Origin of the sequence: Pseudomonas sp. NFACC45, from assembly GCF_900113505.1 — a bacterium.
GTDB classification, from domain to species: domain Bacteria; phylum Pseudomonadota; class Gammaproteobacteria; order Pseudomonadales; family Pseudomonadaceae; genus Aquipseudomonas; species Aquipseudomonas tehranensis.
The window spans coordinates 158,606-174,099 of sequence record NZ_FOPO01000013.1 but is presented as its reverse complement, the minus strand read 5'-3'; the positions used below and the strand labels follow the sequence as shown (position 1 = coordinate 174,099).

Below are 15,494 nucleotides of genomic sequence, written 5' to 3'. Positions count from 1 at the left end.
GGCGCGGCCCAGGGTTCGCCTTGCCGCGCTATACTCCGGCGTTTGCAGCCTGCCAGGACACCTAGACGATGGTCTTCGACTCCTTCGACATCAAATCCCTGATCCGCCCCGTGATCGATTTCCCCAAGCCGGGCGTGATCTTTCGCGACATTACCCCACTGTTCCAGTCCCCCACCGCGCTGCGGCTGGTGATGGACAGCTTCGCCCACCGTTATGTCGAGGCCGAGTTCACTCACATCGGCGCGATGGATGCACGAGGCTTCTTGATCGGCTCAATCCTGGCTTATCAGTTGAACAAGCCCCTGGTGCTGTTCCGCAAACAAGGCAAGCTGCCGGCGGATGTGCTGGCCGAGGCTTACCAGACCGAATACGGCGAAGCCTTTCTTGAAGTCCACGCCGACAGCCTGTGCGAGGGTGATTCGGTGGTGATGTTCGATGACCTGATCGCCACCGGCGGCACGCTGATCGCCGCCGCCAACCTGATCCGCCGCATGGGCGCCAAGGTCCACGAGGCAGCGGCGATCATCGACCTGCCGGAGTTGCTTGGCTCTCAGCGTCTGGAAGACATGGGGATACCGACGTTCTGCCTGACGCAGTTTTCGCTGAGCGAAAGATAACCGGCACACCGCGCTCAAACCTGTGGGAGCGGGCTTGCTCGCGAAAGCGGTGGATCAGCTGACACTTATGTTGACTGACACACTGCCTTCGCGAGCAAGCCCGCTCCCACTGGCTTTTGGGTGGCTGTTACAACGCGATCGGTTTGCGCCCGGCAAACGAATGCGCCAGCGTCCCGCCGTCCACCAGTTCCAGCTCGCCACCCAGCGGCACACCATGGGCGATGCGTGAAGCGATCAGGCCCTTGTTGTTCAGCAGTTGGGCAATGTAGTGGGCGGTGGCTTCGCCTTCGACCGTCGGATTGGTGGCGAGGATGACTTCGGTGAAAGTCCCGGCCTCTTCGATCCGCGCCATCAGTTGCGGAATGCCAATGGCTTCCGGCCCCAGGCCGTCGAGCGGAGACAAATGCCCCTTGAGCACGAAATAACGGCCGCGAAAACCGGTCTGCTCCACGGCGTACACATCCATGGGACCTTCCACGACGCACAGCAGGCTGTCGTCCCGACGCGGGTCGGCGCATTGCGGGCAAAGGTCGTCTTCCGTGAGGGTGCGGCATAAGCGGCAATGCCCTACCCCTTCCATGGCCTGGCTCAGGGCCAGAGCCAGACGCGAACCGCCGCTGCGATCACGCTCAAGCAATTGCAACGCCATGCGCTGAGCAGTTTTCTGACCCACACCCGGCAAAGTTCGCAGGGCGTCGATCAGTTGGCGAATCAAAGGGCTGAAGCTCATGGAGGAAATGTCCGACATAACAACGAGACGCGGTTTATACCCGCGCCTCCGATTAGCGTCAAATACTCAATCCTGCGCCACCCGCACCACCAGCTTGCCGAAGTTGCGCCCTTCCAGCAGGCCGATAAAGGCCTGTGGTGCATTCTCAAGGCCATCGACCACGTCTTCGCGGAACTTGACCTTGCCGTCACGCACCCAAGGCGCCATGGCGCTGATGAACTCCGGCTGACGGCCACTGAAGTCGTCGAACACGATAAACCCCTGGATCCGCACACGCTTGGTCAGCAAGGTGCGCTGCAATTGCGGCAAGCGATCCGGGCCGCTGGGGGCTTCATGCTCGTTGTAGGACGCGATCAGGCCACAGAGGGGAATGCGCGCCTTGGCGTTGAGCAGCGGCACCACGGCGTCGAACACCTTGCCACCGACGTTTTCGTAATAGATGTCGATGCCCTGGTCGCAAGCCCGGGCCAGTGCGTCGGCAAAGTCATCGCGCTTATGATCGACACAGGCGTCGAACCCCAACTCATCGACCACGTACTTGCATTTCTCGGGGCCACCGGCCACACCGACCACCCGCAGGCCCTTGATTTTCGCCACCTGGCCGACCACCGAGCCGACTGCACCCGAGGCCGCTGCGACTACCAGGGTTTCCCCGGCCTTGGGCTGTCCGATCTCCATCAAGCCCATGTACGCGGTCATGCCCGGCATGCCCAGCACCCCCAGCGCCATCGACGGGCTGGGCAGCCCGGATGGGATCGGAATGACATTGCGGCCATCGCTGACCGTGTGGCTCTGCCACCCCGTCGCGCCCACCACCAGATCCCCCTCCTGAAACTTCGGATGCATCGAACGCTCGACCCGGCTGACAGCACCACCGGTCATCACCTCATCGATTTCCACCGGCGCGGCGTAGGAAGGTGCATCACTCATGCGCCCACGCATGTAAGGGTCTAATGAGAGAAACAACGTCTTGAGCAGGATCTGCCCCTCCTCCAGCTCCGGCAACGTCACCTGCTCCAGACGGAAGTTGTCCGGGGTGGGGGCACCTGTGGGGCGGGAGGCGAGGACGATGCGCTGGTGGGTGGTCGATGCTTGTGACATGGAAGCGTCTCCTTGATCGTTGAGTGGGACCTATAGGAAGCAGACTCTTTTGAAGGGGGTGTGTTCGATGTTTTTGCCGTTGGACCGCGGCGCCGCTTTCGCGAGCAAGCCCGCTCCCACACTGTTCCGGGGGGACATCAATATCTATGTCCACCACAGTGCCCTGTGGGAGCGGGCTTGCTCGCGAAAGCAATCGTACAGACGCCACATTTCCCGAGCACAAACAAAAATGCCAGGCGCGATGCCTGGCATTGTGTGTAGCCCATCCCGACCGGGATGGCGAGTCAGAACGGCAGTTTCATGCCCGGCGGCAGTTGCATGCCAGCGGTCATGCCGGACATTTTGTCCTGGCTGTTGGCTTCGATCTTGCGCACTGCGTCATTGACGGCGGCGGCGAACAGGGCTTCGAGCATTTCCTTGTCGTCTTCGCTCAGGCCTTCGACCACGCTCGGGTCGATGCTGACACGCTTGATGTCGTGGCGACCGGTCATGACCACGGTCACCATGTCGCCGCCGGACTTGCCGGTGACTTCGGCGTTGGCCAGTTCTTCCTGCATCTTGGCCATTTTTTCCTGCATCTGCTGCGCCTGCTTCATCAGGCCGGCCATGCCACCTTTCATCATGGGAATCACCTCGAAAGTACTTGGATAAACACCGCGCCCGGCCCGTTCGGCCTGGCGCTTTCAGTTATGAGCCCTGGGTCACCGGGGCCTCGACAGGTTCGATAGTATCGTGACGGACCACGGCGCCGAACTGTTGCATCATTTGCTGGATGAACGGATCACCGTGGATCGACTCCTCGGCTTCGCGCTGACGGTCGGCACGGCGGCGGGACGCAGCCTGGGCCGGCGTCTCCTGCTCAGGCTTGATCAGCTCGATGCTCAGCGTCAGGGTGCGCTGGTGATACTGGTTCAACGCATCGTTGAGGCGGCGCTGCTGCGTGGCGTTGAACAGCGCGCTGTGGGCCGGGTCCAGGTGCAGCAGCCAGTGGTCGCCCTCCACGGAGATCAGCGTGCAGTTGGCGGCAATGCTGCCGGTCATGCCGGTAATCGGCAGTTTCGGGAACAGCTCCAGCCATTGCAGGGCCAGCCCGGTAGCCGGCATCGCCGCCGGTTCAGGCTCGGGCTCCGGAGCCGGCTCCGCGGTATGTTCGCTGGCCAACTCGTCCAGATAGCTGTAGGCCGAATCCATGTCCGGCTCGATGTAATCCTCGTCCAGTGGCGGCTCATCATCCAGGTCCATGCCCGGCGTGGCGACATCAACGTCCGCCACCGTGGGCTCAGGCACCGGTGCGGCCACCCACTCGGGTGCGTCGGGTACCACGCTGTCGGGCGTGGGCATGGGCATCGGCGGCAGCTCGGGTTGCTCAGCGACGGTTTCCAGCACCGGCTCCACGGCGGGCTGCTGGACGACCTGGGCCTCGACCGGATCGTTCCAGGGCAGGTCGACCACTGCTTCGGCGACCGGCTGCGGCAAGGCCTCGACGACCGGCTCAGGCTCGGGTTCAGGCGCCGCGACGACAGGCACCGGGGCCGGTTGCGCCACCGCTGCCGGGACAGAGGCCACTGCCGGCGCAACGACGGGCGCGGCAGCCACTGGCTTGGCGGAATCAGCTGTGGCCTGGCTGATCCCCACTGGCTTTAGCGGTTGCCTCGGGGCATTTTCCGTGTCGGCCGGCCGGAACGCGAGCATTCGCAGCAGCACCATTTCGAAACCACCGCGCGGATCCGGTGCCAGGGGCAGGTCACGACGGCCGATCAGCCCCATCTGGTAATAGAACTGCACGTCTTCGGCCGGCAGTGCCTGAGCCAGGGCCAGCACGCGGTCGCGGTCGCCATGACCGTTATCGACCCCCTCGGGCAAGGCCTGGGCAATGGCGACACGGTGCAATACGTTGAGAATTTCCGAAAGCACGCCATTCCAGTCCGGCCCCTGCTCGGCCAGGTGACGCACCGCTTCGAGCAACGCCTTGGCGTCGCCGTCGATCAGCGCATGCAACACGTCGTAGACCTGGCCGTGGTCGAGGGTGCCAAGCATGGCCCGCACATCGGCGGCCATGACCTTGCCTTCACCAAAGGCAATGGCCTGGTCGGTCAGGCTCATGGCGTCACGCATCGAACCATCGGCGGCGCGGCCCAGCAGCCACAGCGCATCGTCTTCGAACGGTACGTTCTCGACAGCCAACACGTGGGTCAGATGCTCGACCACCCGCTCGGGGGTCATGTTCTTGAGGGAGAACTGTAGGCAGCGGGACAAAATGGTTGCAGGAAGCTTCTGCGGGTCGGTGGTCGCCAGGATGAACTTGACGTAGGGCGGCGGCTCCTCGAGGGTCTTGAGCAGCGCATTGAAGGAGTGGCTGGACAGCATGTGCACTTCGTCGATCAGGTAGACCTTGAAGCGCCCACGGCTGGGTGCGTACTGCACGTTGTCGAGCAGTTCACGGGTGTCTTCGACCTTGGTGCGGCTGGCGGCGTCGATCTCGATCAGGTCGACGAAACGGCCTTCGTCGATTTCCCGGCATACCGAGCACTCGCCACACGGCGTCGAGGTAATACCGGTTTCACAGTTCAGGCACTTGGCGATGATCCGCGCGATGGTCGTCTTGCCGACGCCGCGCGTGCCGGTGAACAGGTAGGCGTGATGCAGCCGCTGGCTGTCCAAGGCGTTGATCAGGGCCTTGAGCACATGGGTCTGGCCGACCATTTCGCGGAACGAGCGCGGACGCCATTTACGTGCAAGAACCTGATAACTCATCGAAAACCATCGCCACTGGAAAGCAGAAGCGGCTAATGCTAGCGGAGCAGGGGCGAAATTGCATCCGGTGTGCTCGTCTAATCTGTCTAAGCTTGGGTCAGAGCCCGGTTGTCGGCAGGATTTTGCACCATCAGGAGAGTTTATGCGTTCGGCCATGGGGGCTTTGCTGCTAATAGGTTCAGGGTGTTTTGCAGGCGAAATTCCGTTGCGTTTCGCCATTACCGACAGTTGGGCCATGCCCATGGTGCAGACTGAAGATGGTCGCCCGATCCAGGGCATCATCCCCGACGTAATGACCCGCCTGGCGACTCAGGTGGGGATGCCGGCGCAGTTTCATGTGCTGGCCCGCGCTCGACTGGACAATGCCATGAAACACGGCGAAGTCGACGTACGGTGTTATGTCACCCCCGAATGGGTAAAGGATACGGGTGGCAATTACCTGTGGAGCGTCCCGCTGTTTTTCCAGCGCGACGTGCTGGTGGGCACGGCCAGCGCCCCCAAGGTGGTGACGCCCGCCACCCTGCCCCACCAACCGGTCGGGACGGTGCTCAGTTACACCTACCCGACCTTGCAGCCGTTATTCGACGGCGGGCATCTGCGACGTGACGATGCACGCAGCCAGGAACAAGTCCTTGCCAAGCTTCTGGCCGGGCGCTATCGCTACGCGGTGAGCAATCAATGGGCGCTGGACTGGTTCAATCAACAGCATCCCCCGGACCGGCAACTGCGTGCCGTGGCGGTTCTCCAGGAGCGCGTGCTGGGCTGTTATGTGCGCGATGATCCAAACATTCCGGCACAACGCATTCTGCGCACCTTACTGAAGATGAAAACGTCGGGGGAAATCGACGCGATCATCCAGCTCTATACCGGACATAAAGAGTCGTCGGGGGCCGGATCCGATTCGCCCTGAACCTCCGATTGCTGCTGCCATTGCGGCGGCGAAACAAATCCCCTCACCCAGCCAGGCACCTGGTCGGGTGGCATCGGCCGGGCGATGAAATAGCCTTGGGCCACTTCGCAGCCCAAGCGCAGCAGCAATTGACCATGCTCCAGGCTGTCCAGCCCCTCCGCCACCACCTGGCGACCAAACGCCCTGGCCAAACCGATGACCGCTTCGGTCAGCGCCAGATCATCACGGTCATTGAGTATGTCGCGGACAAAGGTCTTGTCGATCTTGATAGTCTGCGTGCGCAGGTGTTTGAGGTCATTGAGCGAACAGTATCCCGTGCCGAAACCACCCAGGGAAAACCCCACGCCCAAGGCCTGGCACGCCTGGAGACAGGCGCTGACGTGGGCAAGGTTTTCCACCGCCAAGGATTCAACGATCTGCAGATCCAGCATACGCGGCGACACCGCCGGGTGCCGTTGCAACACCTGCCGTAACCGCTCGACGAAATCCGCCCGCTGGAAATGCCGCGCCGAGATATTGATGCTCACCGGCCAGACTTGCCCTGCATGCTGCCATTGCTGCAACTGAATCAGAACCTGCTCCATGACCCACTCACCGATCTCGACGATCAGGTCGGTTTCCTCCACCAGCGGCAGGAACTCCCGGGGCGGCACCAGGCCCCGTTGGGGGTGTTTCCAGCGCAGCAGCGCTTCGAGCCCCACCACCGTGCCATGGCGCATGTTGACCTTGGGCTGGAAATGCAGGCGCAACTCGTTACCGGCCATGGCCTGCCGCACCCGCTCGACGGTCTGGTAAGTGGCCCGCACTTCCTGGTCCCGGGACACGTCGAACAAATGAAAGCGATTGCGGCCGCTCTGCTTGGCCACGTACATCGCCTGGTCAGCGTGGCGCAACAAGGTATCGGCGTCTTCGTTGTCACCGGGAAACAGGGTGACGCCAATGCTGGCGAAAACCTTGATGACCTTGCCATCAATGGCATACGGCATGGAGACGGCAATCAGCACCCGGTTCAACGCGGCATGCAATTCCTCAAGCCCGCATACATGGCGCAGTACCAGCACAAACTCATCGCCAGCCAACCGCGCCACCACATCCTCCCCGCGCACGATGCTGCGCAGACGCCGGGCGACCTCCACCAGTAACTGATCACCACTGGCGTGGCCGTGACCGTCGTTCACGGCCTTGAAGCCATCCAGGTCGAGCATACACACCGCCAGAGGCAAGCTCTGCGCCCTGGAGAAGTCCAGGGCTTGGTCCAGCAGGTCGGACAGGTAGGTGCGGTTGGGCAACCCGGTCAACACATCGTGACCGACCCGCCATTGCAGCGAATGCAACAACTGACGCTTCTCGCTGACATCAAAACGAATCGCCAGATAGCGTTCGATCCGACCGGTCGCATCGTCGATCACCGGCACCAGGGTGGTATCGACCCAATGCAGCGTACCGTCCTTGGCCCGGTTGCAAATCTCACCCTTCCAGACCTGCCCCAGGGCGATGGTGCGCCACATGGCACTGAAGAACTCGTCCGGGTGCTGACCGGAGTTGATCAGGCGATGGTTAGCCCCCAACAGTTCATCGCGCGGGTAGCCAAAAAGCTTACAGAACTGGTCGTTGACGTAGGTAATGCGCCCGCTCAGATCGGTTTCAGAAAAAATCGCGGCGGCATCAACGGCTCTGCGGTACTTCTTATCCATCGAAGCAGTCATCCATGAGTCAGGCTCATTTGTCGCGCGCGGTTGCAACGCCCCAGGACAGGCGAAAAATCAACTAGGCTCAAACACCTTGAGATACGCTGGAGCGCGGGCCGTGGCGGTGCTACCTGAAGGCGCCAAGCATCGCCCTGTGTACAACAAGAAAACGCAAGGCTCGCCTTTTTCGCACATCCAGGCTTCTGAAGCAGGTCACCAAATGCCCGTGCCAAAGGCCGATTCTACGAAACACATCACATTTTGCAAAGCAAGGTGATGGATCGTGCGGTTGCCTAATGCGAAAATCTATCGTTAAGTTCTTGATTCTAAATGGGAATTAAGCGATGCAAATTTCAAGTTTGGGTCCAGCCATCAGACGCTATCGCAAAGTAGCGGGGCTTACTCAGGCTGAACTTGGCGAAAAAACCGGTTTTGACCCCAAAACCATCAGCCGCTTCGAAACCGGCACCTACACCCCGAGCATCGAAGCCTTGGTCTTGCTTGCCGACAAACTGGATGTGCAGCTCAAAGCATTTTTTGCCGACATGGACGACGAGGACGAACAGCGAGCGTACCTGTTTGGCGTCATACACAGAGCCACCGCGAAGGATCTGGGGAAGCTGATTGCGGCGGTAGATCAGGCACTGTCGAAGCCTTGATGCGGTGACGCAAAGAAGCCCGGCCTGTCGATGAGCGACAGGCCGGGCTTCTTTTTTGGTGTTCGGTAGTTCTGCCCCCCTGAATCCAGACGGCAGAAAGCAACGATAAATATCGTTCGGTCAATAAAAGAAATATGGAATGTTAGAAAACCTTGCGAACGAAGGCTTGGGCGTTATGGAGGCAACCCCACCAGCCACACCCCGGCACACAATGTTCCCGCTGTGGCTGCTTCCTTCCGGATCTGACCAGGTTCACGGGTAATCGTTGCGGGGGGACCGATGGGGTCACCATAACGACGCCCGCCTGACGGCGAGCCGCGCCATTGTACCTATCTGACGAGAAGTTACAACCGTTCGCGCTGGATTAAAAAACTGAAGATGTTCAAGCACTTGCCTGTGAGAACAAAGCGGCTCCTTCACATCGGGCGGTTACAGCAACACTTGGTCAGCCCGGCCGCCCTCCTCCTGAATTACCAGATGGATGAAATGCAGCTTGGTGATCACCGCAGCCGGTACGACGAACGGGTAGAAATCCGGTTGGCCCATGCTGCGCGACAGTTCGTTGAGCATGCCGGCCAGTTCGATCCAGGCGTTGACGAACGAGAGGAAGGCCACGCCACCAGTGTGTTCGGGGTCGAACAAGGTCTCGGGCGGGAACGGCTGGTAGTCGAAATCCATGTCCCCGGCGCTCATACCGAAACCCAGGGCCGTGTCCACCGCGTCCATCATGTGCAGGTAATGCGCCCAGGTTTCCGCCCAGTCTTCCCAGGGATGCATGGTCGCGTAGGCGCTGACGTAGTGGGTTTGCCAGTCCAGCGGCGCGCCTTGCTGATAGTGGCGCTCCAGGGCTTCGGTATAACTGGCTCGCTCGTCGCCAAACTGCTCGCGAAAGGCATCGAGCCAGTGGCTGTTGGCGATCAACCGGTCCCAATAGTAGTGCCCCACTTCATGGCGAAAATGTCCGAGCAAGGTGCGATATGGCTCACGCATCTGCTGACGCACATGCTCACGGTGGGCATCGTCCGCCTCTTTGATGTCGAGGGTGACCAATCCGCTGGCGTGGCCGGTGGTCGGAGGCGTGCCGTCGAGATCGACGCCGATGAAATCGAAGGCCAGGCCCTCACTTTCACTGACGTTTTTTGGAATGACCGGCAAACCAAGGGTGATCAGTTGCGCCACCAGCCGGCGCTTGGCGGTTTCGACTTTGCACCAGCGTTCGGGGTTTTCCGGGATCGACAAGTCTGGAATGGTGCGGTTCAGGCTGCAGGCGATGCACAAAGTGTCGTGCCCATTGGCCGGCAGCAACCAATTGCAGGCCGCCGGGGTGTCGAGGTTGGCGCAACGGCGGAACAACCCGGCTTGCGGATCGGCGTCCAGCGTCCAGGTGCCGGGTTGCTCCGCGGGTTGCAGGGACGACAACCGGCTTTGCTCCGGTTGATAACCCAGCGCTGCCAGGCAGGCCAGGCACTGGCTGTTGCGGAAAAACAGCGACTGACCGCAACGGCACGGCCAGATTTTGCTGTTCCGCGAGCGATCGCCCGTAAAGGGCGCGGCGATGCGTGAGCTCAGTTGTTCGAAGAAGCGGTACATGATGATCTCCGGGGGCCTGCAAGACTAGATCATCCGCCGTGCGTGATCGTTCCCGGGCGCTGCTCTACTGGCGATCGATAAACCGTGGCGAGGGAGCTTGCTCCGGCTGGTGCGGTCCGACGTCTCGGGAAAGATCTCGATCGATCACAGCAGCTCGGCACAAAACACGGCGGGCGTGACAATGCGCGTGCGTCCTATGTGCCCACGCTGCAAGAGACCGGCGCGGCGATCACCGGTCACCAGATAGTCCGCGTCGCCTGCAAGGGCCATGGCCAGTAAAAACGAGTCATCCGGATCATCGGCTTCGACCTCGATAGCCAGACGCTCCAGTACAACTGCCCGTTGCAGGTTGTTGATCATGGCCCCCACTTTAGCGGGCTGAAGGATGGCCTGGAGTTTGGGGTAGCGGCTGGCTCGGCGGATTTCATCGAGTTGTATCCGCGAGGTCACTACTTCAAAACGCGCCGCTCGCCAGGCGCGGTAAATAGCATCGGGCGCACCGTGCGGCGAAATCAGAGCGCTGAACAGAATGTTGGTATCCAACACAACCCGCATCAGCGCTTACGTGCCCAGTCGAGAGCCTCATCGACCATTGAGGTCAATTGCGTTTCGCTCAGATTGGCTGTTGCGGCCTTGGCCTGTTCGGCCGTCAGTTCCAGAATGTGTGCCTGTACCGCTTCCTCAATGAAGCGCGACAGATCGCCTTTGCGGCCACCGCCCTGGCTGGCCAGAAACATCCGAAGCGACTGGTCGGTGTCAGCCGAGACGGCGACATTCCAACGGATGGTACTCATGGTGTTCCCCCTTGATAGGTGTTTGTGTGTTTATACACCTATATTTTGGGGCAACGCAACGCTAGCAAAGCCTTTTACTAACCTATAAACGTCCCGGTTTCCCTCCTCCGAAAATACACGCAAAGGTGATGGACTTATTTAAAGCGGGTGCCCCTGCCGACTTTCCCACACAGGAGCGTGGGAATTGGTCAAATTGTAAGTTCCGATGTAGGACGTTGCAGAAGCGGCTACCCTGCCTTGTGCCATTGCCTACAACTGCGCCAGAATCCGCCGGCTTGTGCGCCTAGGGGCCGGGCTTTATCGTTTCCGGGTCGCTGACGAATCAGCGATCGGGTTTGGTAGCCCGTCTCCCACATGACGCATAGCGTCACCTTTGGCGGTGTCTTTTTTGGCATTTGTCTAATGGTGGCCATGCGCAGGGCGCCCTCGGGCGCGCCGGTTTTCCATGTGGGCCGGTCTACCAACCTTCGTATGGCCGCCACCCAATCGTTTGGTAGCGAGGGTGATGGCTCCTTTAAACACACATGGAGCTTCATCGTATGTTCAAAGCAACCCCCAACCCACCGGACACCGATCCGACATCCCCGCACAAAACCGCCGCCGCAAAAAAACTCGACGAAGCCGCCGAGCGCGCCCTCGACTTCTACCTGAAACCAAAACCGGAACAGCCGGAGGCCGACCCCACACCCGGGCAGCTCTTCACCGTGATCAACGGCATCGACACCGAATGCCTACTCGCCAACCTCAGTGAAACCCTGGCTTCGGCCGATGCCATGATCAGTGATCTGGCTTTTGAACTGGAAGGTTCACGGCGGCATGTGGCGTTGGGGATTGCGCAGTTGATCGAGCTGGGCGGATTGCTGGCGAATCGGGCGCTGGATAACGTCGATCCGCGCTAGCCGACTCTCCACATGCCCCTGTGGCGAGGGGATTTATCCCCGCTGGGCTGCGCAGCAGCCCTAAATCTGACATCTCGGTCTGTCTGGTTGATTGAGTTGACAGGGTTGGGGCCGCTGCGCGGCCCAGCGGGGATAAATCCCCTCGCCACAATGGGTCCGAGTTTCCTGCGAATTGCTCGCACGGTGCGGGCCCATCTCCAAAAGCGGAATGCGGAGCGTCCTTGGCAACGCTCCTTTGCTGCGCGAGGAAACGTTCACGGCTAAACCGTGATGCCATGCTTGCTCAAAAACGCCACAAACGCCTCTTCATCCAGCACCTTGAGCCCCAGCTCATTGGCCTTGGTCAATTTCGACCCGGCCCCCGGCCCGGCAACGACGCAATGGGTTTTCGCCGACACGGACCCCGCCACCTTGGCCCCCAGGCTTTCCAGTTTGTCTTTGGCGACATCGCGGCTCATCAGCTCCAGCGACCCGGTCAGCACCCAGGTGTGCCCCGCTTCAGGCAGACCTTCGACGACTTTTTTCTCGCTCTGCCAGTGCATGCCGAAATCCTGCAACTGCTTCTCGGCGGCTTCGGCCTGTTGGCGGTTATCGACGACAGTGAAGAACTCGCGCACGGCGTTGGCCTGTTTTTCCGGCAGGGCCTGGCGCATGTCCAGCCAGTCGGCGTTCATCACGGCCTGGAGTGAGCCGAACTTGTCCGCCAGTTTCTGCGCCCCGCCCGGCCCGACCGAGGGAATGTTCAGCTTGTCCAGGAAACCGCCCAAGGTGGTGCTGGCGGAGAACTCGGCGCCCAGTTCGCCCTGGTCCTGGATCTCCAGGCCATGGCGCAGCAAGCCCTCGATCACCTGGCGGTTGTGCGAGTCTTCGAAGAAGCTGTGGATCTCGTGGGCCACTTCCAGGCCGACGTCCGGCAAGTACGTGAGCACTTGAGGCAAGGCCGCTTGCACACGCTCCAGTGAACCGAGGGAGCGGGCCAGGACCTTGGCGGTCTCCTCGCCCACGTCCGGGATGCCGAGGGCGTAGATGAAGCGAGCCAGGCTCGGCTTTTTGCTGTCGACGATGGCCGCCAACAGGTTCTTGCTCGACAGTTCGGCGAAGCCTTCCAAGTCGACCACTTGCTCGAAGGTCAAGGCATACAGATCGGCAGGCGAACCCACCAACCCCTCGTCCACCAACTGTTCGACACTCTTCTCGCCCAGGCCTTCGATGTCCATGGCCCGGCGCGACACGAAATGAATGATTGCCTGCTTGAGCTGTGCGCCACAGGCCAGACGCCCGACGCAACGGTACACCGCGCCTTCGCTGATGGTTTCGCGGCCCTTGCTGCGCTTGATCAGTTGCGTACGCTCCACATGGGAGCCACACACCGGGCACTGTTGCGGGATTTCAACGGAGCGGGCGTTTTCCGGGCGACGCTCGGTGACCACTTGCACCACTTGCGGGATCACGTCGCCGGCACGGCGGATAATCACCGTGTCCCCGATCATCAGGCCCAGGCGCGCCACTTCGTCCATGTTGTGCAGCGTGGCGTTGGCCACGGTCACGCCGGCCACCTTGACCGGCTTGAGTCGTGCAACGGGTGTCACGGCGCCGGTGCGGCCGACCTGGAACTCGACGTCCAACAGTTCGGTGAGTTCTTCGCTGGCCGGGAATTTATGGGCGATGGCCCAGCGCGGTTCCCGGGCGCGGAAACCCAGTTCGCGCTGGGAGGCGATGCTGTTGACCTTGAACACCACGCCGTCGATTTCGTAAGGCAGCGCGTTACGCCGCTCGCCGATGTCGCGGTAGTAATCCAGGCACTCGTCGATGCCGTGGGCCCGTTTCAATTCGCGGCTGATGGGCAGGCCCCAGGCTTTGAGCTGCTTGAGATTGCCGATGTGGGTGTCGGCAATGTCCGCGGTCACCTGGCCGATGCCATAGCAGCAGAATTCCAGGGGGCGATTGGCGGTGATCTTCGAATCCAGCTGGCGCAGGCTGCCCGCCGCCGCGTTGCGCGGATTGGCGAAGGTCTTGCCCCCCGCCTCCAGTTGCGTGGCGTTGAGGCGCTCGAAGCCGGCCTTGGACATGTACACCTCGCCGCGCACTTCAAGCACTGGCGGCCAGCCAGTGCCCTGCAGCTTGAGGGGAATGTTGCGCACCGTGCGTACGTTGACGCTGATGTCTTCGCCGGTGGTGCCGTCGCCGCGCGTGGCACCGCGCACCAGCAGACCGTCCTGGTACAACAGGCTGACCGCCAGGCCGTCGAGCTTCGGCTCACAGCTGTACTCCACCGCCGCACCACCGCCCAGCAAGTCGCCCATGGGCAGGTCGAGGCCTTCGGTGACCCGACGGTCGAATTCACGCATCGTGGTTTCGTCGAAGGCGTTGCCCAGGCTGAGCATCGGGATTTCGTGGCGGACCTGGCTGAAGGCCGACAGTGCAACACTGCCGACACGCTGGGTCGGGGAGTCGCTGGTCACAAGTTCAGGATGCTGTTCTTCCAGGGCCTTGAGCTCATGGAACAGACGGTCGTACTCGGCGTCCGGGATGCTCGGTTCGTCGAGGACGTGGTAGCGGTAGTTGTGCTGATCCAGCTCGGTACGCAGCTGTTGGATGCGGGTTTCGACGGCAGTCATGGATGTTCTCTCATAAAGCAAAAGAGCAGCCTAGGCTGCTCATTCTCAATACTTCGATCGCTCGTAGGAGCTGTAGGAGCTGTCGAGTGCAACGAGGCTGCGATCTTTTTTCCCCGGACACTAGCGTCTCAAGCCAAAGATCGCAGCCTTCGGCAGCTCCTACAGGGCCTGCGATCTTTGGCCTCAGCGTTTCTGAGTCAACGCCCGGCGTTCGAATTCGACGATGCGCTGGCGGTAGTGTTCGATGGTCTGGGCGGTCAGCACGCTGCGCTGGTCGTCCTTGAGCTCGCCGTTGAGTTCCTGGGACAGCTTGCGCGCCGCGGCCACCATCACGTCAAAGGCCTGCTTGGGATGACGCGGGCCTGGCAGGCCGAGGAAGAAGCTCACCGCCGGGGTGCTGAAATGGTCGATGTCGTCCAGATCGAACACGCCTGGCTTGACCGCGTTGGCCATGGAGAACAGCACCTCGCCGTTGCCGGCCATGCTTTCATGACGGTGGAAAATGTCCATCTCGCCAAAACGCAGGCCGCTCTCCAGGATGTTCTGCAGCAGCGCCGGGCCCTTGAAGCCGGCCGGATCGCGGCAGATCACGCTGATCACCAGCACTTCCTCGGCCTGGGCCTGGTCCTTGTCGCCGCGCACGGGTTTGTTCTCGTCCGGGAAGTCGTCGTCGCGGCTGCTGAAGCTCGGGCCGCCGTCCAGGTCGAGATTGAGGTTCAGGTCGCCCTGGGACGGTTCGCTGTTGCGCTTGCCGCGCTTGGAACCCGACTCCCGTGGCTCGCGCACTGGCGCGCTCATCGATGGCAGGTCGTGCTCATCCAGTTGCGGCTCCTTATGGGTATCCAGCACCCGGGGCGGGCCCAACAGCTCGGCATTGCCATCATCATCCGGCAGGTTCGACAGGCTGCGGTCGAGGCGAAACTTGAGTTTCCCCTTGCCGCCGCGCATGCGGCGCCAGCCGTCGAAAAGAATACCGGCAATGACAATAATGCCGATGACGATCAGCCACTCGCGCAGACCGATTTCCATGTAATCCCGTGCCTCTATAAAAATGCTGAAAAATAAGGGGCTTAGCTATGTGCAAACCGCTTTAAAACGTGGCGCCAACTCTATGTTCTGAATGGCGTTTTGCCC

14 protein-coding genes and 1 other RNA gene are annotated in these 15,494 nt (G+C 61.2%); 4 read left to right on the top strand and 11 right to left on the bottom strand.

The window, feature by feature from the left end:
- Positions 1-68: 68 nt before the first annotated feature.
- The gene (locus tag BM132_RS23415; protein ID WP_092459047.1) at positions 69-617 is read left to right on the top strand and encodes an adenine phosphoribosyltransferase; all 549 of its coding nucleotides are present in this window, start codon (positions 69-71) and stop codon (positions 615-617) included.
- 127 nt (positions 618-744) lie between these two features.
- Here the strand turns inward: BM132_RS23415 and recR are convergent, their stop codons facing one another.
- The 4 genes from recR to dnaX form a co-directional block, all read right to left on the bottom strand.
- The gene (gene recR / locus BM132_RS23410; RefSeq protein ID WP_047227281.1) at positions 745-1,347 is read right to left on the bottom strand and encodes a recombination mediator RecR; all 603 of its coding nucleotides are present in this window, start codon (positions 1,345-1,347) and stop codon (positions 745-747) included.
- 66 nt (positions 1,348-1,413) lie between these two features.
- Positions 1,414-2,448 carry an NADP-dependent oxidoreductase gene (locus BM132_RS23405; protein ID WP_092459045.1) on the bottom strand — a complete coding sequence of 345 codons (1,035 nt, stop codon included), beginning with the start codon at positions 2,446-2,448 and terminating at the stop codon, positions 1,414-1,416.
- 284 nt (positions 2,449-2,732) lie between these two features.
- Positions 2,733-3,071 (bottom strand): YbaB/EbfC family nucleoid-associated protein, encoded by a 339-nt coding sequence (locus BM132_RS23400; protein ID WP_003183512.1) that lies wholly within the window; start codon positions 3,069-3,071, stop codon positions 2,733-2,735.
- Positions 3,072-3,135: 64 nt separating this feature from the next.
- Positions 3,136-5,202 carry a DNA polymerase III subunit gamma/tau gene (gene dnaX / locus BM132_RS23395; protein WP_092459043.1) on the bottom strand — a complete coding sequence of 689 codons (2,067 nt, stop codon included), beginning with the start codon at positions 5,200-5,202 and terminating at the stop codon, positions 3,136-3,138.
- 142 nt (positions 5,203-5,344) lie between these two features.
- Here dnaX and BM132_RS23390 point away from each other — a divergent pair, with 142 nt between their 5' ends.
- Positions 5,345-6,112 carry a substrate-binding periplasmic protein gene (locus BM132_RS23390; protein WP_092459041.1) on the top strand — a complete coding sequence of 256 codons (768 nt, stop codon included), beginning with the start codon at positions 5,345-5,347 and terminating at the stop codon, positions 6,110-6,112.
- Here BM132_RS23390 and BM132_RS23385 read toward each other — a convergent pair.
- Complete coding sequence (locus BM132_RS23385) at positions 6,064-7,806, bottom strand: putative bifunctional diguanylate cyclase/phosphodiesterase (RefSeq protein WP_092459039.1); 1,743 nt, start codon at positions 7,804-7,806, stop codon at positions 6,064-6,066. The two genes, BM132_RS23390 and BM132_RS23385, sit on opposite strands and share 49 nt — an antisense overlap.
- Positions 7,807-8,144: 338 nt before the next feature.
- Here BM132_RS23385 and BM132_RS23380 point away from each other — a divergent pair, with 338 nt between their 5' ends.
- The gene (locus tag BM132_RS23380; RefSeq protein WP_092401703.1) at positions 8,145-8,459 is read left to right on the top strand and encodes a helix-turn-helix domain-containing protein; all 315 of its coding nucleotides are present in this window, start codon (positions 8,145-8,147) and stop codon (positions 8,457-8,459) included.
- Positions 8,460-8,644: 185 nt separating this feature from the next.
- Here the strand turns inward: BM132_RS23380 and ffs are convergent.
- The 4 genes from ffs to BM132_RS23360 all read right to left on the bottom strand — a co-directional run bounded on the left by ffs (position 8,645) and on the right by BM132_RS23360 (position 10,843).
- Positions 8,645-8,741, bottom strand: an RNA gene (gene ffs, locus BM132_RS23375) — signal recognition particle sRNA small type.
- 147 nt (positions 8,742-8,888) lie between these two features.
- Entirely contained in the window at positions 8,889-10,049 is a 1,161-nt protein-coding gene (locus BM132_RS23370) for a zinc-binding metallopeptidase family protein (RefSeq protein ID WP_092459037.1), read from the bottom strand.
- 144 nt (positions 10,050-10,193) lie between these two features.
- Positions 10,194-10,604, bottom strand: coding sequence for a putative toxin-antitoxin system toxin component, PIN family (locus tag BM132_RS23365; protein WP_092459035.1), 411 nt, complete (start codon positions 10,602-10,604; stop codon positions 10,194-10,196).
- A complete protein-coding gene (locus BM132_RS23360; protein ID WP_092459033.1) occupies positions 10,604-10,843 on the bottom strand; it encodes a ribbon-helix-helix domain-containing protein in 240 nt (79 codons plus the stop codon). Before BM132_RS23360 ends, BM132_RS23365 begins: the two co-directional genes overlap by 1 nt.
- 539 nt (positions 10,844-11,382) lie before the next feature.
- On the opposite strand from BM132_RS23360, the gene BM132_RS23355 reads away from it, so the two are divergent.
- Entirely contained in the window at positions 11,383-11,742 is a 360-nt protein-coding gene (locus tag BM132_RS23355; protein ID WP_092459031.1) for a DUF6124 family protein, read from the top strand.
- Positions 11,743-12,002: 260 nt separating this feature from the next.
- On the opposite strand, the gene ligA is transcribed toward BM132_RS23355, so the two are convergent.
- Both ligA and zipA read right to left on the bottom strand, forming a co-directional pair.
- Positions 12,003-14,360, bottom strand: a complete 2,358-nt coding sequence (gene ligA / locus BM132_RS23350; RefSeq protein ID WP_092459028.1) for an NAD-dependent DNA ligase LigA — start codon at positions 14,358-14,360, stop codon at positions 12,003-12,005.
- A 183-nt stretch (positions 14,361-14,543) separates the two neighbouring features.
- Complete coding sequence (gene zipA, locus BM132_RS23345; protein ID WP_092401718.1) at positions 14,544-15,389, bottom strand: cell division protein ZipA; 846 nt, start codon at positions 15,387-15,389, stop codon at positions 14,544-14,546.
- Between the last annotated feature and the right edge of the window lie 105 nt (positions 15,390-15,494).

Excerpts from the sequence above, each read along its gene's own strand:
- BM132_RS23415 (WP_092459047.1), top strand. The coding sequence starts at position 69 with ATGGTCTTCGACTCCTTCGACATCAAATCCCTGATCCGCCCCGTGATC.
- recR (WP_047227281.1), bottom strand. The coding sequence starts at position 1,347 with ATGAGCTTCAGCCCTTTGATTCGCCAACTGATCGACGCCCTGCGAACT.
- BM132_RS23405 (WP_092459045.1), bottom strand. The coding sequence starts at position 2,448 with ATGTCACAAGCATCGACCACCCACCAGCGCATCGTCCTCGCCTCCCGC.
- BM132_RS23400 (WP_003183512.1), bottom strand. The coding sequence starts at position 3,071 with ATGATGAAAGGTGGCATGGCCGGCCTGATGAAGCAGGCGCAGCAGATG.
- dnaX (WP_092459043.1), bottom strand. The coding sequence starts at position 5,202 with ATGAGTTATCAGGTTCTTGCACGTAAATGGCGTCCGCGCTCGTTCCGC.
- BM132_RS23390 (WP_092459041.1), top strand. The coding sequence starts at position 5,345 with ATGCGTTCGGCCATGGGGGCTTTGCTGCTAATAGGTTCAGGGTGTTTT.
- BM132_RS23385 (WP_092459039.1), bottom strand. The coding sequence starts at position 7,806 with ATGGATAAGAAGTACCGCAGAGCCGTTGATGCCGCCGCGATTTTTTCT.
- BM132_RS23380 (WP_092401703.1), top strand. The coding sequence starts at position 8,145 with ATGCAAATTTCAAGTTTGGGTCCAGCCATCAGACGCTATCGCAAAGTA.
- BM132_RS23370 (WP_092459037.1), bottom strand. The coding sequence starts at position 10,049 with ATGTACCGCTTCTTCGAACAACTGAGCTCACGCATCGCCGCGCCCTTT.
- BM132_RS23365 (WP_092459035.1), bottom strand. The coding sequence starts at position 10,604 with ATGCGGGTTGTGTTGGATACCAACATTCTGTTCAGCGCTCTGATTTCG.
- BM132_RS23360 (WP_092459033.1), bottom strand. The coding sequence starts at position 10,843 with ATGAGTACCATCCGTTGGAATGTCGCCGTCTCGGCTGACACCGACCAG.
- BM132_RS23355 (WP_092459031.1), top strand. The coding sequence starts at position 11,383 with ATGTTCAAAGCAACCCCCAACCCACCGGACACCGATCCGACATCCCCG.
- ligA (WP_092459028.1), bottom strand. The coding sequence starts at position 14,360 with ATGACTGCCGTCGAAACCCGCATCCAACAGCTGCGTACCGAGCTGGAT.
- zipA (WP_092401718.1), bottom strand. The coding sequence starts at position 15,389 with ATGGAAATCGGTCTGCGCGAGTGGCTGATCGTCATCGGCATTATTGTC.